17 protein-coding genes are annotated in these 20381 nt (G+C 45.2%); 9 read left to right on the top strand and 8 right to left on the bottom strand.

Translation table 11 applies throughout. From position 1 onward, the window contains the following. Positions 1-510 precede the first annotated feature (510 nt). Positions 511-681, bottom strand: a complete 171-nt coding sequence (locus F6K57_RS25525; protein ID WP_293071394.1) for a hypothetical protein — start codon at positions 679-681, stop codon at positions 511-513. Positions 682-1407: 726 nt separating this feature from the next. On the opposite strand from F6K57_RS25525, the gene ald reads away from it, so the two are divergent. From ald to F6K57_RS25495, 6 genes are all read left to right on the top strand, one after another. Continuing rightward, the gene (gene ald, locus F6K57_RS25520) at positions 1408-2499 is read left to right on the top strand and encodes an alanine dehydrogenase (RefSeq protein WP_293020198.1); all 1092 of its coding nucleotides are present in this window, start codon (positions 1408-1410) and stop codon (positions 2497-2499) included. Between the two features lie 54 nt (positions 2500-2553). Then, the gene (locus tag F6K57_RS25515) at positions 2554-2763 is read left to right on the top strand and encodes a hypothetical protein (protein WP_293020196.1); all 210 of its coding nucleotides are present in this window, start codon (positions 2554-2556) and stop codon (positions 2761-2763) included. A 129-nt stretch (positions 2764-2892) separates the two neighbouring features. Next, positions 2893-3504, top strand: coding sequence for a bis(5'-nucleosyl)-tetraphosphatase (symmetrical) YqeK (gene yqeK / locus F6K57_RS25510; RefSeq protein WP_293020286.1), 612 nt, complete (start codon positions 2893-2895; stop codon positions 3502-3504). A gap of 168 nt (positions 3505-3672) precedes the next feature. Then, positions 3673-4080, top strand: a complete 408-nt coding sequence (rsfS, locus tag F6K57_RS25505) for a ribosome silencing factor (protein WP_070392641.1) — start codon at positions 3673-3675, stop codon at positions 4078-4080. 25 nt (positions 4081-4105) lie between these two features. Then, the gene (locus F6K57_RS25500; RefSeq protein ID WP_293020192.1) at positions 4106-4612 is read left to right on the top strand and encodes a CGLD27 family protein; all 507 of its coding nucleotides are present in this window, start codon (positions 4106-4108) and stop codon (positions 4610-4612) included. 45 nt (positions 4613-4657) lie between these two features. Next, a complete protein-coding gene (locus F6K57_RS25495; RefSeq protein ID WP_293043910.1) occupies positions 4658-5611 on the top strand; it encodes an asparaginase in 954 nt (317 codons plus the stop codon). On the opposite strand, the gene F6K57_RS25490 is transcribed toward F6K57_RS25495, so the two are convergent. Further along, positions 5601-5789: a hypothetical protein gene (locus F6K57_RS25490; protein ID WP_293071393.1), complete on the bottom strand. Its 189-nt coding sequence runs from the start codon at positions 5787-5789 to the stop codon at positions 5601-5603. The genes F6K57_RS25495 and F6K57_RS25490 overlap by 11 nt on opposite strands. 5 nt (positions 5790-5794) lie before the next feature. On the opposite strand from F6K57_RS25490, the gene F6K57_RS25485 reads away from it, so the two are divergent. Beyond that, complete coding sequence (locus tag F6K57_RS25485) at positions 5795-6001, top strand: hypothetical protein (RefSeq protein WP_293071392.1); 207 nt, start codon at positions 5795-5797, stop codon at positions 5999-6001. Positions 6002-6389: 388 nt separating this feature from the next. On the opposite strand, the gene F6K57_RS25480 is transcribed toward F6K57_RS25485, so the two are convergent. The 4 genes from F6K57_RS25480 to F6K57_RS25465 form a co-directional block, all read right to left on the bottom strand. Further along, positions 6390-6785: a hypothetical protein gene (locus F6K57_RS25480; protein ID WP_293071391.1), complete on the bottom strand. Its 396-nt coding sequence runs from the start codon at positions 6783-6785 to the stop codon at positions 6390-6392. A gap of 33 nt (positions 6786-6818) precedes the next feature. Further along, positions 6819-8054 carry a transposase gene (locus F6K57_RS25475; RefSeq protein ID WP_293071390.1) on the bottom strand — a complete coding sequence of 412 codons (1236 nt, stop codon included), beginning with the start codon at positions 8052-8054 and terminating at the stop codon, positions 6819-6821. A 117-nt stretch (positions 8055-8171) separates the two neighbouring features. Beyond that, positions 8172-12419 (bottom strand): WD40 repeat domain-containing protein, encoded by a 4248-nt coding sequence (locus F6K57_RS25470; RefSeq protein ID WP_293071389.1) that lies wholly within the window; start codon positions 12417-12419, stop codon positions 8172-8174. A 135-nt stretch (positions 12420-12554) separates the two neighbouring features. Further along, positions 12555-12782 (bottom strand): hypothetical protein, encoded by a 228-nt coding sequence (locus F6K57_RS25465; protein ID WP_293071388.1) that lies wholly within the window; start codon positions 12780-12782, stop codon positions 12555-12557. 859 nt (positions 12783-13641) lie between these two features. Between F6K57_RS25465 and F6K57_RS25460 the strand changes: the two genes are divergently transcribed. Next, a complete protein-coding gene (locus F6K57_RS25460; protein WP_293020179.1) occupies positions 13642-14460 on the top strand; it encodes a TlyA family RNA methyltransferase in 819 nt (272 codons plus the stop codon). Between the two features lie 424 nt (positions 14461-14884). After that, complete coding sequence (locus F6K57_RS25455) at positions 14885-15280, top strand: hypothetical protein (protein WP_293071387.1); 396 nt, start codon at positions 14885-14887, stop codon at positions 15278-15280. A 186-nt stretch (positions 15281-15466) separates the two neighbouring features. On the opposite strand, the gene F6K57_RS25450 is transcribed toward F6K57_RS25455, so the two are convergent. Both F6K57_RS25450 and F6K57_RS25445 read right to left on the bottom strand, forming a co-directional pair. After that, positions 15467-16426, bottom strand: a complete 960-nt coding sequence (locus tag F6K57_RS25450) for a transposase (protein ID WP_293020177.1) — start codon at positions 16424-16426, stop codon at positions 15467-15469. 262 nt (positions 16427-16688) lie between these two features. Further along, complete coding sequence (locus F6K57_RS25445; protein ID WP_293071386.1) at positions 16689-20234, bottom strand: NB-ARC domain-containing protein; 3546 nt, start codon at positions 20232-20234, stop codon at positions 16689-16691. Positions 20235-20381 lie beyond the last annotated feature (147 nt).

Here is a 20381-nt window from a genome sequence, read left to right as displayed (position 1 = left end):
TTTTCGCGCCTCGTGTACTAGCATCGCTTTACGTCGTTATTAATTGAGGTAGTACCGACGAATCCTACCTGTGCTAGGCTACACACTTAATATATTATACACCTTTTTCTAATAAATTCTGGAAAAGCCGCCCTAAAAGGGCAAGGCTTGAGACCCATTATTTTGGTCAGAAGTGCCCAACTAGAGCACTAACTTAGTTGGAGGACTTCACTAGACCTCTTGCAAAAATAAATATGAAATCAAAATCTATCCCTTTTGCCTTTTGCCTTTTGCCTTTTGCCTTGTCAACACCCACGGTTGATGAGACTTATGCAAGAGGTCTACTGTTATTGAGAGAGATATATATAATTCTTCGACATCCCCAGAGCAACCGGGAAGTTCAAGATTAATTATGCCAAGCTTTGAGACCATCAGAGCGGCTATTCCTAAAAGCGCTTACAGGAGCAGGCCAGTAGCTTCAGCGACTCTCCTACTGACCGACTCTCCCACTGACCGACTCTGGGAGTAGTTTTACTGTAAGCCTAACCAGGTTAATAAGTCTTGACCAGTAAAGTATTCAATTGCCAAAGTCAAAATAAAACCAATCATGGCAGCTCTACCATTCAAGCGTTCTGCGTAATCATTAAACCCAAACTTAGGTGACTGGACTTGAGGGACTTTAGAGGGTTGGGGTTGCGTCATAGTTATAAAAGTTGCCAAGCTATAGTGGAGTTACGTGAAGTACCCTAGCCTGCTTCGCTGAGAATGCGTTCGCGTAGCGTGGCCTACGGCCATGGGATTGCTCGCATTCTCAACTCAATCAGGGACGGTCTTATTCGTCTTTCGGGTTTCCCGTTTCATCCGCCGATGCCTCAAACAGCAAGCTGCAATACGGTCTTACTCAGCGTCCACAGGCAGACATCCGCCTTCCGCAGACGTATAGTTTACTCGACAGACTCACCTTGGAATTACAGCACTATGGCTAACCAGCCGGGGCAAGTCTCTTCCCTGAGCTCTGCTAGTACTTTGTACACCTAATGGCCTAAAAACTGATAGGATATTAGACCATTTGTAAGGTAGCCTTTTAGTCAGTCAGGCGGGTCAGCAACCATCTTTATTCTAACATGAACCGTGATGATTTGTCATCAAAAGTTGTCGTCTCGCTATCCATCCTAGAGACGAAACCGATAGATAGGGTCGCCTTAATCAAAAAGTTTTAACCAAAGGTGCGCTTGACCCGTAATTAAATTCGCCACGGGTCGCACCTCTTTTATGCATAGCCGACTAACCATAAAGGCGACCCTATCCTTACGGTAACTTCAACACCCTGGAAGAGGGTGGGGAATTCCGCGAGTTTTGTTAACTTTACTAATTTTAACATTTAGATCATATTTAAATACAGCACCAGTACGCTAAAGAGGTAAAAGCATGGAAATAGGTGTTCCCAAAGAAACGAAAGATCAGGAATTTCGTGTGGGATTAACCCCCAGTAGTGTCAGGGTTTTACAAGAAGCGGGTCATACAGTTTTCATTGAAACTAATGCTGGCACTGGTGCTGGCTTTACCGATGAAGACTATCAGCGTCAGGGAGCCAAAATTGTCTTAGACGCGGCTGAGGCTTGGAATCGGGAACTAGTAGTCAAAGTCAAAGAACCCCTAGCGCCAGAGTATCCCTTGCTTCAAAAAGGACAGCTGTTGTTTACTTATCTACACTTAGCCGCTGACCGCCCTTTAACCGAGCAGTTGCTGCAATCGGGGGTGATTGCGATCGCATATGAAACAGTAGAACTCCCAGACCACACCCTACCGCTGCTAACCCCGATGAGCATTATTGCTGGTCGTCTTTCCGTACAATTTGGAGCCAGATTTCTGGAGCGTCAGCAGGGGGGAAGAGGGGTGCTGTTAGGCGGTATTCCCGGAGTTAAACCAGGTAAGGTGGTAATTCTTGGTGGCGGAGTTGTCGGTACAGAAGCCGCCAAAATCGCTGTGGGGATGGGAGCGAGAGTACAGATTTTTGATATTAATGTTCAACGGTTGAGTTATTTAGAAACTATCTTTGGCTCAAGAATTGAACTCCTCTACAGCAATTCAGCAGAAATTGAAGCGGCTGTTACTGATGCTGACCTGTTGATTGGGGCAGTGTTAGTCCCTGGTCGTCGTGCTCCCATTTTAGTCCCGCGCTCTCTGGTCAAACAAATGGTTACTGGCTCAGTGATTGTAGATGTTGCTGTGGATCAGGGAGGCTGTATTGAAACATTACGACCCACATCCCATACCAATCCCATTTATATCGAGGAGGGTGTCGTTCACTATGGGGTGCCTAATATGCCTGGAGCTGTTCCCTGTACATCAGCTGTGGCTCTAAACAATAGTACTTTCCCCTACGTACTCAGTCTGGCCAATCAGGGGTTGAGCACTCTGGAAAATAATCCCGCTCTAGCCAAGGGCGTTAATGTCCAGAATCACCAGTTGGTTCATCCAGCAGTCCGAGAAGTGTTTCCCGATTTAGCTGATGGCTAAGGTTTTCTTGCTATAGCAATCTTAAATGATTACTATAGCAATCCTAAATCAATTGTGAGAATTTTTCGTAAGCATTCAGCTATCAGCCGTCAGCTATCAGGCATTGCTGAGGGGCGGAATGAATATGAGTGGGGTGGGCATCCTGCCCGCCTGAAAATTGGAACGGGCAAGATGCTCATTCCACAACTCCCTACTCCCTACTCCCTACTCCCTACTCCCTACTCCCTACTCCCTACTCCCTTTCCTTTAACATTTTCTTGCTAAAGTCTTGAGAAAATGTTTTAATAGAAATATCGATTAGTGTCCGCTAGCTTAAAAAAAGTTGTTAAATTTTTATTAAAAAAAGAATTAGCGACTGTTACCAATTACATGTCTTAGGAGCTTTTTAAGGTGATGCGTGATCAGGTGTTAACCTGGTTAGCAGATAATGTGCCGTCTTCTCGGCTACAGCATATATTGCGAGTTGAACAAATGTCCGTTGAACTCGCTGAGCTTCATCATATCAATGCTCAGCAGGCAGCTCAAGCAGGGTTGTTGCACGACCTAGCCAAATGCTTTAAGCCTGAGCGCTTGTTGCAAATGGCTAGAGATAATGCCATAGAAGTCGATCCAGTCTGTGAAGCCGCGCCTCACTTATTGCATGCAGATGTCAGTGCTATTGTTGCCCAAGAGCAATTTGGAGTCAAAGATGAAGCAGTATTGCAAGCGATCGCTCTTCATACTTTAGGACGTGAGGGGATGACACCCCTCAGTTGTGTGGTGTTTATTGCTGATACGATTGAGCCAGGTCGTGGTGAGACACCGGATTTACAAACCTTACGAAATCTCTCTAAGCAAGACCTATACAAGACTGTTTGGTTAGCCTGTGACTACTCGTTAAAATTCCTGCTAGAGAGTCCTCGTCCCATTCACAAACGTATGATATTGACTCGAAACTGGGCGCAACAGATGTCCAGGAAGACAACAGCTAAAAGAGACTGTAAGACAGATTGTGTAAATGCCTAAAGTCCCATGTGCCTAGCTTTCAGGAACGTTTCGTCAATAGCAGTGTGAGTATCAAATGAAGAAGCAACGAAAAGAAATGAAAAGAATTGTACAGCAAGTGATTAACCACAAGAAAACTTAATTACTATTAGAACAGATTGTTTTGTAGAGCGAGGAATCAAACGCTTAATGAGAGATCAAAATAATAAGCCCTCCACCTTAGTAACCCCTGATACCGAACACCAGGATGCTAGCTATGGGTTAGCACTAACCGTTGCTCAAGCAGCAGATGACCGCAAGGGTGCAGATATTGTGATTCTGTCGGTGTCAGAGGTATCGTACATCACAGATTACTTTGTAATTGTGACCGGGTTTTCTAGGGTACAGGTCAGGGCAATCTCTCAGTCGATTGAACAGCAAGTAGAAGAGGCATGGAACCGTTTACCTGTGCGAACAGCAGGAAAAGCAGAGGGAATCTGGATACTTCAAGATTACGGTGACGTGATTGTCCATATCTTGCTGCCTGAAGAACGGAAGTTCTATAATCTCGAAGCATTCTGGGGCCACGCGGAGCAGATTGAGTTTCAGGCATCCTAATTGCAGCACTCACAAAAGAATAATCATGAAATCTCCTGTTTATGTATGTCCTGTTCCAGAAGAGCAGCAACCCATAAATGAATACCAAGAACTAAAAGAATCTTGGTTTTTTAACTGGGCAAGGCTGGAACTACCAAATTATGTGATCAAGCTGGCGTGGGTTTGGGGGTTGAGCTGGCTGATTTCAGGGCCGATAGCAGCCGTGAGTTTTCCACCCCAAAAAGCTATAATCAAGTTTCTGCTCTGTGGTGGAGCAGGAGCAAGTATCTTCTTGATTTTAACTTTGCTGCGGTTATACCTGGGTTGGTTCTATGTAGGCGATCGCTTGATCAGAGAAACCATAGTCTACGAGGAGTCAGGCTGGTATGACGGTCAAACCTGGACAAAAACTCCAGAAATTTTGGCTCGCGATCGCTTAATTGTTTCTTATGAACTCCAACCAATTTTGCGACGTTTACACTGGACGTTCGGATTTTTGATTATAGTCGTGATTGGTGGCAACATAATTTGGCATGTGTTATCAGCCACCTAGCTCGATTGCTCCAACTAAGCTATAGGGTAGCTTTAAGTCTAATCCATGACCAGGGGAAAACGTACTCAAACACGAGCCTTAGAAGTCCGTTTACTACGGGAAGGCATTATCGAATCAGTTCATTCAGCTCAAGCGGTTGTTTGTGATGACCGGGGACGGATGTTATATGTTGCGGGTAACCCAGAAACCTCAACATTTATTCGCTCTGCACTCAAACCTTTCCAAGCCTTAGCGGTAACTACCACAGGTACCCTTGAGCGTTACAATCTCACCGACCGAGACTTGGCTATTATGTGTAGTTCCCATCACGGCACGATGGAGCAGGTAAGGCAGGTCTTTAATATTCTTTGGCGCTGTGATGTTGACCCCTCAGCACTACAGTGTCCCATTCCCCCAGGTAAGGAAAGCTCACTCCAGCATTGCTGTTCTGGTAAACATGCTGGAATGTTGGCTGTTTGTCAACAAAGGCAGTGGCTAATCAAGAGCTATTTGGAGTATAATCATCCCGTGCAAATGTTAATCTTAAGCCAAGTAGCGGAGCTGCTACAGATGCCGGAGCAAGAGTTAATTCTGGCTCACGACGACTGTGGCGCTCCGACTTATTTTTTACAGCTACGGCAAATGGCATTATTGTACGCTCTGCTCTCTTCTGGTAATAATCTGGCCATGGAGCGTATTGTGCGCGCCATGATCAGTCATCCCCAGATGGTGTCCGGGGATGGGGGATTTGATACAGAACTGATGCGATTATCCGAAGGGGAACTGGTCAGTAAATCGGGAGCACAAGGGGTTCAATGTATCGGTCGCGTTGGGCAGAATATGGGTCTAGCCATTAAAGTCCTCGATGGCGCAAAATCTGCTAAGTATGCTGCAGCCATTGCCCTACTTAAGCAAATGGCTTGGATTACTCCTTCGGTGGCAGATACCTTGGAGTCGATGTTTATTAATCTCAGTAAATACAAACGTTTAGAAGTGGTTGGTGAGTTATCTATGCCTTGAGGGGTGAGCTTATAGCGGTTTTCAATTCGGTCAGGTACAAATTCTTGGGTTTTAGGGAGCAGGGAGCAGGGAGCAGGGAGCAGGTAAGAGGGAAGTCGGAAGTGGGAAGATAGTTATGAAAAACGCTGTATAGCTTTTGTATCTCGGTTGTCAATATGGGAATTGGCAAAAAAGGCAATAGGCATGCTAGCAATAGGGCCAATAGCTCCGAGCTTGTATTTTCCCGATTCCCGATTCCCGACTCCCGACTCCCGATTCCCGATTCCCTACTCCCTACTCCCCACACCCCGCTTGTATTTTCCCGACTCCCGACTCCCGATTCCCGATTCCCTACTCCCTACTCCCTACTCCCTACTCCCTACTCCCAGAGCACTGATAGAACTAATTTGAGAAATTTTCAATTTCCCCTTGCCACATTTGGAAATTAGGTGTTATACTTAAAAAGACGACGCGGGATAGAGCAGCCTGGTAGCTCGTCGGGCTCAACAATCAAGTTAGCTAGACGCTTAATAGCGAGCTTGAGCATGGGCGGCACGAAGATAAATCTCCGTGTGTTTACCTGTCAAATTCGGGGAAGCCTGTAGCGAGGTAATCCCGAGCCAAGCTCCGAAAAGGAGAAGGTGTAGAGACTGGTTAGGCAGGCACCCTAACGTTTAAGGCGAGGGTGAAGGGACAGTCCAGACCACAAACTGGAAGATCCAGGCAACGAAAGTTGTAGTTGGTACGCATAACCCGAAGGTCGGTGGTTCAAATCCGCCTCCCGCCACCAAATAGAATATCATGAAGCCCTGCAAGGTTTATTTTTGCGGGGTTTTGTGATTTTGGGGAATCGGGAAAAGAATGAATAGCAGTAGAGTGGGCATCCTGCCCGCCGGATCAATAACAGTAGAGTGGGCATCCTGCCCGCCCCAAAATAAGCATGAAACTGGCAAGATGCCAGTTCCACCAAGATGCCCATTCCACCAAGATGCCAGTTCCACCAAGATGCCCATTCCACCAAGATGCCAGTTCCACCAAGATGCCCATTCCACCAAGATGCCCATTCCACCAAGATGCCCGTTATCAATATTTTCGTGGAACAGGCTTCGACGCTGGGACGACGTAAATCTAAGCATGTCCATAGCGCATAAGCTGACGGCTGATAGCTGACCGCTGACCGCTGACTGCTGACCACTGACCGCTTACTATTACCTTGACACTCCCCGGTCTAAAGACGCGGGGATTCTTCGCTCAACGATTCGGCTTGCTGAACCTGGCCGGAACCAAGAACAGTAGAGGCCAAATCTCCCGAAGTGTTTGGATCGAGGATCCAGGTTCCGGTGTGCCCCACCGTACCCAAGGCTCTTTTCAGGATATTGATAGCGGCATTGTGGTCACGATCTAACTTACAACCACATTTGCAGACGTGAGTCCTAGTTGATAGTGACTTCTTGACTACTTCGCCACATTCAGAACAGTTTTGGCTTGTATAGGCAGGATTAACTGCTACGGTCGCCCGGCCAAACTTATTGCCAAAATGCTCCAACCATTTTCTGAATTGATACCAACCTGCATCATTAATAGACTTGGCAAGACAGTGATTTTTAACTAAGTTTTTGACTCTTAAATCTTCATAGGCGACCAAGTCGTTAGACCGGATTACACGGCGCGCAAGTCTCTTTGCGTGCTCTTCGCGTTGCCTACTTATTTTAAGATGTTGTCTACCTAATCTGTTAATGGCTTTCCTACGATTGGATGAGCCTTTCTTTTTCCGGGAAACCCGGCGCTGATAAAACTTTAGTCGCTTCTCTCCAGTTCTATAGAACCGGGGATTGGGTTCAGAGTTGCCGTCAGAGTCAGTGTAAAACTCCTTAAGCCCCACATCTAAGCCAATGGTATTTTTAGATGGTTCCAATTCCTCAACTACGTCAACTGAAACGCAGAATTGAATATAGTAGCCATCAGCTCTTTTGACTATCCGAACCCGCTTAATTTGTTTCTTGTCGAAGCGCCATAAATCCCAAGTGCCCTTGAGTTTGAGCTTCCCTATGCCTTTCTTGTCGCTGAAGGTGATTGACTTCTTATCAGGAGATAGTTTCCATCCCGACTGTTTGTACTCAACCGTTCGCGCAGCGTCGGCTACGCCGAATCTACAGTGCTTTTGAAAACGGGGAAACCCTTTCTTTCCAGGTACTTTTTTCTTACAGTTGTCATAGAAGCGGACAATCGATGACCATGCTCTTTCCGACGCAGCCTGACGGGCTGTAGAGTTTAACTCATTAGCAAAAGGGAATTGATGAGCCAGTACTTTACTGTACTTACTAAGGTCAAATTTATTCGTCCCTTTGTTATCCATCCACAAACGGATACAGCTGTTTCGGATAAATTTAACTGTCCGAATAGCCTCATCTATGGCTGAGTACTGAGACTTTTTCCCTTTGGCTTTAAACTCAAGAATGATCATCGGTTATCGACCTCTACCGCTTCTATTTTATTCTACCATACTTGGAGTAAAACTCCGGATTATTTCAGAAATATTTCTCACGGCGGCTAAAGACCGCTGCGACCCTTCATCCCCGCTCTAAAGAGACGGGGCTTTCGGGTATCGGGTTTCTTGTAAACTTTCTAACACCTCTGTTGTAAAAGGATTTTCACCATTCTTGAGAGCGTCAACCCAACCCTGTCGTTGTGCTTTCTCCTTCTCATTATCTGTCCAGGCGATAAACACCTCAAAGTCTTCAATCGCACCTTTAATATTACCTGTTAAGGCCCTAGCCAAACCCCGACTATCCTGTATATATCCTTCATCTGGTGCGAGTTCAACAGCTTTTTCACAGGCAAACATTACTTTATCAGCTTGGTTATACAGGCTACCATCCCAACAGAGTGCATTCCAAGAATTGGCAGAAATTTCTAAATTAGGATCTAGTTCTTGAGCTTTGTTGTAGCTTGATAATGCCTCATCAACTTTACCTTGAGCTGCTAATTCTTCCCCTTCACTAACAAAAAATTTTGCTGCAAGTTTTCTTGCTCTTGTCTGAGAGTCAAACTCTAAACTAGGGTCAAGTTCTAAGGCTTTTTCAAATTGAGTAATCGCCTCATTAATCTTACCATTCTCTGCTAATTCTTCCCCTTGTAAAAGTAAAACTGTTGCAGAAGCTTCCACCCCACAAAGATGGCGCTCCTTTTCACTAACATAAGGGTGATTTTTTAGGTAGTCATTCACCCCTTTACAAGCGTATTTAAGGAGTTCATCTCGGTTAAAGTTCCACAATTTCACGGTCTTGTCCAAACTAGCAGAAGCGAGATATTTACCATCTTGGCTGAAGGTGACATGATTGACATTACCCTGATGCCCCCTCAAGGTTCCAACCAATTGCCCCTCTTGCGTCCACAATTTCACGGTATTGTCACTACTAGCAGAAGCGAGATATTTACCATCTCGGCTGAAGGTGACATGAGTGAGAAAACCCTGATGGCCAGTTAAGGTCTCCACCAATTTGCCCTCTTGCGTCCATAATTTCACGGTGTTGTCCCAACTAGCAGAAGCGAGGTATTGACCATCCGGGCTGAAGGTAACATGATCGACCTCACCCTGATGCCCACTCAAGGTCTCCACCAATTTGCCCTGTGCTGTCCACAATTTCACGGTATTGTCATAACTAGCAGAAGCGAGGTATTTACCATCTCGACTGAAGGTGACATGAGTGACAAAATCCTGATGGCCAGTCAAGGTGTCGAGCAATTTGCCCTGTGCTGTCCACAATTTCACGGTCTTGTCATAACTTGTAGAAGCGAGGTATTGACCATCCGGGCTGAAGGTGACATGAGTGACAAAATCCTGATGGCCAGTCAAGGTGTCGAGCAATTTGCCCTGTGCTGTCCACAATTTCACGGTATTGTCCTCACTTGTAGAAGCGAGGTATTGACCATCCGGACTGAAGGTGACATGATTGACATTACCCTGATGGCCAGTGAAGGTGTGCAGCAATTTGCCCTGTGCTGTCCACAATTTCACGGTATTGTCCTCACTTGTAGAAGCGAGGTATTGACCATCCGGGCTGAAGGTGACATGATTGACAAAATTCTGATGGCCAGTCAAGGTGTCGAGCAATTTGCCCTGTGCTGTCCACAATTTCACGGTATTGTCCCCACTAGCAGAAGCGAGGTATTGACCATCCGGACTGAAGGTGACATGAGTGACAAAATTCTGATGGCCAGTCAAGGTGTCCACCAATTTCCCCTCTGCTGTCCACAATTTCACGGTATTGTCATAACTAGCAGAAGCGATGTATTGACCATCCGGACTGAAGGTGACATGATTGACCCAAGCCTGATGGCCAGTTAAGGTGTCCACCAATTTGCCCTGTGCTGTCCACAATTTCACGGTATTGTCCCCACTAGCAGAAGCGAGGTATTTCCCATCCGGGCTGAAGGTGACATGATTGACATTACCCTGATGGCCAGTTAAGGTCTCCACCAATTTGCCCTGTGCTGTCCACAATTTCACGGTCTTGTCATAACTTGTAGAAGCGAGGTATTTCCCATCCGGACTGAAGGTGACATGATTGACATTACCCTGATGGCCACTCAAGGTCTCCACTAATTTGCCCTGTGCTGTCCACAATTTCACGGTCTTGTCCCCACTAGCAGAAGCGAGGTATTGACCATCCGGACTGAAGGTGACATGCTTGACCCAAGCCTGATGGCCAGTTAAGGTGTCGAGCAATTTGCCCTGTGCTGTCCACAATTTCACGGTCTTGTCCCCACTAGCAGAAGCGAGGTATTGACCATCCGGACTGAAGGTGACATGATAGACCTCTCTGAGATGGCCAGTTAAGGTGTGCAGCAATGTGCCCTGTGCTGTCCACAATCTCACGGTATTGTCCCCACTAGCAGAAGCGAGGTATTTACCATCTCGACTGAAGGTGACATGAGTGACCGAACTTTGATGGCCAGTTAAGGTGTCGAGCAATTTGCCCTGTGCTGTCCACAATTTCACGGTATCGTCACTACTTGCAGAAGCGAGGTATTTCCCATCTGGGCTGAAGCTGACATGATTGACCTCACCCTGATGGCCACTCAAGGTGTCCACTAATTTCCCCTGTGCTGTCCACAATTTTACGGTACTGTCACTACTAGCAGAAGCGAGGTATTTCCCATCCGGGCTGAAGGTGACATGACGGACATCACTCTGATGGCCAGTCAAACGGTTAATCTCTCTTGGTTGAGAGAGAGCCTCTTGTAGCAAGTTTGCACCTGCTATCAAAATATCTGTCGTTGGTTTCTTTGCTTCCTGCAATTCTTGATTTACTTCAATTGCATCCAACTGAACATCTAAGGTTTCCTCTCCTGAGACTAAACGAGACTTTAACCCTGCAATGTCAGCTTTGAGATTTGCATTGTTTTCAGCGATAAGTGCCTCATCCCTTTGCCAAACAGCAACTACTGCTAGTCCAGAAATTGCTACAAATACTATTGTTACAAATCCTATAATGCTTTGAAACTGGCGTTTTTGGTATTTCTGACTCAAGCCAATAAACTCTTCTTCAGCTTCGGATAGTTCCTCCCGACGTTCTTTAAGTTTTTCCTGTGCCTGGACTAAAGCAGCTCCCCGCAATAACAGTCCCTTATCCCGGTTCATCTCCTGCCAGTGACCCATAGTAGCTCGGATTCTTTCTTGCCAAGCACGGAATTCTCGGTCTGTTTCCATCCATGCTTTCAGTTGCCCCCAGTTACGAATTAAAGCCTCATGAACTACCTCCACGGTTTCTTGTTCAGCATTTTTAGCACTGGTGACAACGGTGCGACTGGTAACCACTAACCGGGCATCTGCTAATCGTTTAACTAATTTCCAGTTGGTCTCCTTTAATTCTACTTTGGTGGCGACTCGTCTAGTATCTTCTGTACCTTCACCGGGACGTACTAATTGAATAAATATCCGCCTTACCCGTTCTTGTTCCTCTGGCTGAAGTTTACTAAATTCCCGATCAGCATAGCTGGTTAAAGCACCAGAAACTTCACCGATTTCTTCATAGGCTTGGTGGGTTAATTGTTTGCTGGTGCGTTTTTTCCAAAGTTCAGTTAGGGCAAATTCCAACAGAGGTAAATTCCCTGGTTCTTTATCCACATCTTTGAGAATGCGTTCCACCAGTCCGCTTTCAAAACTAACCCCTACTTTTTGGGCTGGCTTTTCAATTACGTCTCTGAGTTCCTCTGGATTCATGGAACGGATTTGAACATTCACCTTGCGCCAGACATCTGCTAAGGGAGGATAGGACAACACATTCCCTAAAAAATCTGCCCGCATGGTGGTTACTAACACCGTTGATGAAGAAGATTGTTCAGGGCAAGATTGAAATGTGTTGGAGAGGGTATCGAGAAATAGACGACGGGTTTTCTGATCCCTACACAGGGTGTAGAGTTCTTCAAATTGGTCAGCAATTAGTAAAATTCTATGGTTAGGATGATTCTGATGAATTGTGGCAAAGACATCGGATAATAGAACTGTACGATTTTGAAAATATCCCGCTAATTTACGAGCTTGAGCCATGCGGTCAGTTTCATCCAGGTTCGGCACGTAGAGAGGAACCAAGGCTTGAGCTAGAGCCAGAAAAGGGTCTTTTCCAGGACGAAAATGGGTAAATTGCCAATGTCCGGCTTTTACTAATTTCGGCACTAATCCCGCTAGAACTACAGAGGATTTTCCACTACCTGATGCCCCCAATACGGGAATAAAGTTACGAGTTTGAGTCGCTTGGAATAGTTCTTCTATAAAAACATCACGCCCAAAGAAATATTCCGCTTCCTTGGGACTAAAGTGAAACAACCCTTGATAAGGGCATGGTAGGTTGTCACTTGCTGTAGATTGATCTAAATCTTTGGGAGTAGTGCTGCTTTCCTTTTGGTAATGGTAATAATTGATAATTTGGATTTGTTTAACCTGCTCCCCAGGCGACTTCGGCTAATGTTCCGGAGGATTATTGTAGTTAATGGTTACTGTATGACCACTACCACCTTGAATCACAGGAGATTTATTATCCTTGTTGTTATTGACTTCACCACCAGATACCTTGTTGTAATTGACTTCACCACCAGATACTTGCCAATTTTCCCCTTCCACTTGGTTCAAATTATGGATTTCTCTTGCTAATGCTTGAATATCCTGAGCAAATTGATAATCTTCTGCCATCGCCTCTTGCAAATAGTCAGATACAACCTGTACATCAGCCTGTGAACCATCTTGAGCAGCTAGTAAAGCTAATTCAGCCCTGGGATTACTACTTAACTTATCAATAATATTATGGCGCAGTAGATTAACTTTTTATAGGGCTGCCTCAGTGAACTTTTCTACTGTAGTTTCCGCAGCTTTCGTACCGATAAAAGCAAGAGTGACAATAGCTAAAGCAGACATAGATTCCATATCTTACTGAGTGAAAAATAGGCGAGATTAACTAGGAATACAAGGAACAAATACAGAAAAATTATTTGTAATCCAGATTAACTCTGATAAAATAAATGAACATCCATGAATTGGCTTAGGTACGTTCGACTCAGTGATGGGACTGGGTGACTATAGCCTTTGGGCTACGCTACGCGATCGCATTTAGTACTCGATTCTAGTTTCTGCACCAGCGAAAGTCACACAACAACCCAAACCACAGTATCTCAGTGGTAGACTGCAAACAGATCACAAGTGCAGTCACTAGGGATAAGGCTGTTGGGAAGGGTGAATCTCATGTTTGCTGTTTGACCCGGTGGGTGGAATGGGCATCTTGCCCGTTACAATCGGACGGGCTATCCCAACACTGGCTACGAGGCGGACTATTCCAAAGGTGGCGGTGCGTTACGGGACGGGCTATCCCAACACTGGCTACGAGGCGGAAAATTAGGGCTCGCCCCTCCCTAACGCACCCTACGCACTAACTTCAACCTCCTAACCTTCAACCTCCTAACCTTCAACCTTACAACCTTCAACCTTCAAACCCTCTAACCTTCAACCTTCAACCTTCAACCTCCTAACCTCCTAACCTCCTAACCTTCCAATCCCATTGGTTAAACAACGACTCGACAAATTATTAGTAGACCGTAACCTGTGTGAATCACGACAGCGAGCTCAGGTGCTGATTCGTGCGGGTGAAGTCATGGTAGATGGACAAATATTAGATAAGCCAGGCACTGAAATTAAGACCACCGCTCAGATTCAGGTCAAAGAGAAACCCCCTTTTGTATCCAGAGGAGGGCAAAAACTTGCCAAAGCCTTGGAGGTATTTGGAATTTCAGTAAACGGACGCATTTGCCTAGATGGTGGCATTTCCACCGGTGGCTTTACCGACTGCTTGCTAAAAGCTGGAGCAAAACAGGTTTATGGTGTTGATGTGGGATATGGACAAGTAGCCTGGAGTCTGCGCAATGACCAGCGGGTGGTGTTGAAAGAACGTACTAACTTACGCTATCTTCAGCCAGCCGACTTGTACGGTGTTTCACCAGTCCCGAATCAGGGTCAAGTCTATGCTGATTTAGGGGTAGTGGATGTCTCCTTTATTTCCTTAACCAAAATTCTTCCTGCTCTGTGGCAACTGCTATCCCCTCCCCGTGAGGTAGTGTTCCTAGTCAAGCCTCAGTTTGAAGTTGGTCGTGACCGTGTCGGGAAAAAGGGAGTAGTCAGGGACCCCAATCACCGTGCGGATGCGATCGCAAACGTTCTAGAATCCGCCAAACAGCTGGGTTGGCAGTACAAAGGATTAATCTCCTCTCCCATTACTGGCCCCGCCGGAAATATCGAGTACTTACTTTGGCTAGCCATGGATAGTGTATTACCCTATCCCAATTTAGCAGCAATTAGAGAGATTACCAGCAATAGGGAATAGGGAATAGGGAATAGGGAATAGGGAATAGGGAATAGGGAATAGGGAATAGGGAGTAGGGAGTAGGGAGTAGGGAGTAGGGATTTACTACTCCTTAATCGTTGCTATCAGTTCCCTAAAAACCAGGAATAAATTACCTCAAACAATTGATATTATTGTAAGCTATTTATGATAGCTGATAGCTGACTGATGACTGCTGATTGTTTACATATTATTTATAGATAAAACCCCAAACTAAACATTTTTTTGTAATTGTAAAAAAATATTGCAATTTTAAAATTTTCCTTGACATTTCCCGAGATATTAGTAATAATAAAGATGTCCAATATTTCCCTAGCATTTGTGGACAAAGAGCCGCGCTTCCCAGTTGCACGCTAAAGCGCGGCTCTAGTCCCCAGTCACAAGCTATGTGTGAGGTAACTATATCATGCCAACAAATCGCTCAAATGACCATCTGATTAAGTGTCAGCGAGCCCTAGACCGCCTTGCCCAACTTGCCAGGAGCCAATCCACACGCCCACATTCCTATCCTCGTCCCATCACTGAGCGAGAGCGAATCCTGATCGATCTATACAGCTACTGCCCATTGTCCATGACCCCCCAAGAGTTTTATGGCAAATGGCAAGTTAACCAAGAAGACATCGGTAACATCTGCTACCGCTCAACTTACGCTGTAAACTCCTGGCTCGCCCAAGGTGCTCGCTATAAATCTCCCAGTGTCGATTCCTTACATCATCTCGCGTTAATGGACTTTCTATTAGAAAATTTTGAAGCAATTCCAAAGGATTTATTGAATCGACTCTGCTCAAAGGTTAAAGTTTAAAGAATGAAGAATGTAGAATTGAGAAGGCAGAATGGTGAAGGAAGAATTATAAATTTGTAATTATAAATTTCCAATTCTAAATTATTAATTCTTCATTCTAAATTCACCATTCCAAGAATTTATCAAATTTTAAGTATCCTGAGGTGCGACCCGTGGCGAATTTAATTCTTAATGGGTCAAGCGCACCTAAGAACTTTGCTCACCAGAAGCTAGCTGCTGATTAACCACAACCATAAACTCCTCTACAGAAGCAATGGTAATTGCCTGTCTGTGCAACATTGTCAACATCGAGTCATCTTTAATTTGGTTGATTGTTTCCACCAACTCCCTAGGCACATCTTCAAAACGAACCCGAAGTACTTCCAGCAAAGATTCTCGACCCTTTTGTATAACCCCCTCTTGACGAGCAAGGCGTTCAAAACTAGTAACGTAACGCATACTACTCTCCTGTTCATAACGTCTAATTTCTTCTGTAAAGCCGGTTTGCCAGTTATCCGGTAAACTAATTAGCCAATCAATTAACCGGAATAACTCTAGGATATCTTGCCTGCCATAGCCCCGTTGATACAAACGTTTAGCAACTCGTAATTTAATCTGATATCGTTGCTCAACATCTTGTTTAGTTTGCTGATTGGCCAGATGAGCTGCCACAATTACAGCAAACGGATTGTTACTTTCTTCCAACACCTGGGACGAATAATCCAGCAGTTTCACAATCGGGAAGCGCAACAACACCTCACACCCCCAAATAGTGTAACTGTATTCATTCGGTCGCCAGGATCTGCTTTCATCAGCTAAAACAGCTAAACTGACTACTTGACGCCGATATTTGTCAAAAATGCGGTAATTGTACACATAAATCCTCTCAGCAAACACGGATTCGTATTGACTTTGGACTTCCACATGAATTAATACCCAGGTTTCCTGGCCATCCCTGCGCCAAACCTTAACTAATTTGTCTGCTTCCCTAGTGCTAATTTCCCCATCCCGAGCTATCTGTTGGAATTCCTTGTCCAGAAATTCATAGCCTTTGTCCCAGTCAATATTTTCCTCAATTTCGGGGAATAAAAATGCCATAAAGGGTTGGAAATATAAGGAAATTGCCTCTTTCCATGGATTATCGTAGTCTGCACGTTGATTGGTCATTATTCATGGAATAAATTAAGAATTAAGAATTAAGAATTAAGAATTAAGAATTAAGAATGAATAATGAAGCCTGAAGCCTGAAGCCTGAAGCCTGAAGCCTGAAAAAAAATCCAAGTCTCAAGTCTCAAGTCTCAAGTCTCAAGTCTCAAGTCTCAAGTCTCAATTCTCAATTCTCAATTCTCAAGTCTCAAGTCTCAAGTCTCAAGTCTCAAGTCTCAATTCTCAATTCTACATTCTAAATTCTAACTTCTAACTTCTAACTTCATCCCATCGCCCCCAACGTTTTCAGAGTTGCTTTCTGTGCTTCAGTTAACCCTCTAACTCCAGTAATATTCATAGCTTCATAGAGTCTAGGAGTTCTCAGAATTTTCAAACACTCCCCTGTTTCTACATCCTTTAGTCTTACGGTTTGGTCTTGAGACCCACTGGCCATAATTTGACCATCTACACTGAAGGCGACTGAAGAGACCAGATGGCTATGTCCGGTGCAAATGTCAAGGCACTCCCCTGTGGAAACATCCCAAAGTCTGACCGTTTTGTCAGCACTGCCACTGCTTAGGGTTTTCCCATCGGGACTGAAAGCAACTGACAATACCCAATTGGTATGTCCCATCAAGGTTTTGCAGCACTTACTCTCACCAATATCCCACAGCTTCACCGTGTGGTCTGTACTACCACTAGCCAAGAGCTGACCATTGGGACTAAAGGCGACCGAGTGGACTCGATTACTATGTCCGCGCAAAATTCCTACACAGCTTCCGGTCTCACAATCCCATAGCCTCACCGTGTGGTCGGCACTGCCACTGGCTAAGGTTTTCCCGTCATTACTGAATGCTACTGAACATAGTCTATCGGTATGTTCTTGAAACGTTCTGATGCAGTGACCTGTGCTGACATCCCACAGCTTGACCGTGTGGTCGGCACTGCCACTGGCTAAGGTTTTCCCGTCACTACTGAATGCCACTGAAAATACCCAATCAGTATGGCCATGCAGTGTTCTCATGCAGCGACCTGTGCTGACATCCCACAGCCTGATCGTATTGTCTGTACTGCCACTGGCTAAGGTTTTCCTGTCACTACTGAATGCCACTGAATAGACAAAGTCAGTATGTCCGGGCAAAGTTCTGATGCAGCTACCAGTATCATAATCCCATACTCTCACCGTGTAGTCGTTACTGCCACTAGCCAGGGTGTGACCGTCACTACTAAACGCGATGGGCATTGCCCAATCCGTATGTCCATACCAAGTTTTCAAGCATTGACCGGTTTGATAATCCCACAGCTTCACCTTTTGGTCTAAACTCACACAAACCAAGGTTTTTCCATAAGGACTAAAGGCCACTGAAAATACCTGATTGCTGTGTCCATGCAAGGTTTTCAAACATTCATTGGTGCTAGTATCCCAGAGCCTAACGATGTGGTCGCCACCGCCACTAGCCAGGGTTTTGCCATCTGGACTAAAGGCCACTGAGTAGACACCACTACTATGTCCTGTGTAAGTTCTTAAGCAGCGACCTGTGCTTACCTCCCAAAACTTCACCGTGTGGTCGGCACTGCCACTGGCTAAGGTTTTCCCGTCACTGCTGAATGCCACTGACCCAACGCAATCCCTATGTCCAGTGCCAGTGTTCAGGCATTCACCAGTGCCACTATCCCAGAATCTCACCGTGTGGTCATCACTGCTACTGGCTATAGTCTTACCATCTGGACTAAAGGCAACGGATCTAACCCAACTGCTATGTCCGGTGCAAGTTTTGAGACATTCTGCAGTTTTGATATCCCAGACTTTCAAGGTGTGGTCGCCACTGCTAGTAACTAGGGTCTTACCATCTGGACTAAAAGCGACTGAACATACCTCATTACTATGTCCGGTACAAGTGTTTAAGCACTTACCATCACTGACATCCCAAAACTTAACGGTGTGATCCGCACTGCAACTAGCTAAAATTTTACCATCATGGCTGAAAGCAAGGTCCCGTACCAAATTGGTGTGACCTTCACACATCAAAACTAGTTTACCGCTTGGTACTTGCCAAAGGCGAACCTTCCAATCTGTATCACAGGTTGCTAATACTTTACCATCTGGACTGAATGCTGCTGATAAAATATTTCCTAAGGTTTCCGTAAATAATGAGCTGGTTAAGTCAGCATGGGCGAAATTGACATTGTGTAATTTAATCCCCTGTAGGTTAGCTTGCCAAACTGTTAGATTAGAAAAGTCATAGCTGCTTAAATCCACCTGTAATTGGCGCAGTATATTAATTATATTGCCGCAGATATATGCAGTATATTGAGTTATTTGTTTAACCGTGGAAGTTGGGGAGCGCACCATTGAGATAATTTCTAGCAAGTGATTGGTGAGCTGTTCTGTGCAACCAAAACTGGCGAGTAATCTCTCAATAATCGGTTCGAGAATTAGACACACTTGAGTATCCCAAACATACTCAGGGGCAGTGGCTTTGACTAATGCGTGAGTGCGCAACAGAGCAAAATTTTGACTAGTAATTTCCTCAGGAATCTGCTCAATTAATCGATTAACCATGTATTCCATCACTACAGGTTGTTGGGTAAACCCAGCCGAGGTTTTCTCAATTAATGAGCGCCGTTGTAGAGACCCTAAAGACTGTAAAATGTCAGGAGCGCATCGGTGGCAGACAACGTCCTGTTCCAACTCCTTAAAAAAAACCGGTTCGCGATTAATAGCTAGCCAGTACATCAGGTCTTGTTGTGTAGCACTCAGGCGCTGAAACTGCCGGTCTAGCAAATCCCGAATATCATCAAAAATGAATGAGCCTTGCTTTAAAAAATTCAGGAACTGAGCAATATTGCCATAAAAAAAGTCTCTGACCACACAAGCCACCATTTTTAAGGCTAAAGGATTGCCAGCATAGTGCTCAATCACGGTCAGCCACTGGGTGTCATCCCCAGCAAAATTTCCTTTTTCCTTCAGGATTTCCTGTCCATCGGTGTCTGATAACCCTTTGAGTGGGAAGCAGCGAATGGGTAAGTTTTCCCCCTCCAGGATAATCAAGTCCTGGGGTGGCTCCCGAGACGTCAGTAATAGACAGCTGTGGTGGGCGGTTTCACCAATACTTCTGAGCAGCTCACCGTATTCAGCATATCCTTCTCGATAAATACCGGTGCGATCGCCACTTTGCAGAATCGACTCAACATTATCTAGAACTAGCAAGCAACGCCCCCGTTGTAAATACTGAATCAATCGCAGAATTTTGCCATCCACAGAGGAGGGTAAATTGGTTTCCTGCTGTCGAGACAGAAATTGAATCAGGTCTGCCAGCAGTTCTTCTAGGGGAGGGGCATTGCGTAGAGTGCGCCAAATCACAAACTCAAATTTATCTTCCAGAAGATGGGCTAAGGTCACAGCCACAGAGGTTTTACCAATTCCCCCCATCCCTAGAAGTGTCACCAGGCGGCAGTTGTCCTGAAGAATCCATTGCTGTAGGGTGTTGAGTTCTTCAGTACGACCGTAGAAATCTCTTAGCTTTGGTGCTTGTCCCCAATCAACACGTCTAATTTGAGCTAGATTGGGACTCTTGCCGTTATTGATTTGATCTCGCTTAATCTGATCTGGCTCAACAACCTTTTCCCAATCAACCCCTACAGCACTACAAATAGCAATGAAGTTGTCACAGCGAATCGGTTGTCTGGCCCAAAATCGGTTTAAGGTTGCCCTAGAGGTGAAGGCACTGCTACACCAAACTTCTGCGGTTTTGTTCCATCTTTTCAGGCGTCTAGCCTGGTCAACCCATTTGAGTCCTAATTCAGAAGCTCGCACTGAATTCTTCATAGCCCAATCTGCTTCTGCTCACTATCCACGCCAATTGTTATGCCAAAATCTGAGAGTACCATGAAGTCAATCTGAGACAATTGACATAATAACCTTAAACAAGGGCACAGGTAACTTCGGATCTTAGAACAGCAAGGGTTTGAGGAA

This window comes from Moorena sp. SIO4A5, assembly GCF_010672005.1.
In the GTDB taxonomy this organism is placed as follows: domain Bacteria; phylum Cyanobacteriota; class Cyanobacteriia; order Cyanobacteriales; family Coleofasciculaceae; genus Moorena.
The sequence above is the reverse complement of the archived record's forward strand: the minus strand, read 5'-3'. Positions and strand labels throughout refer to the sequence as shown.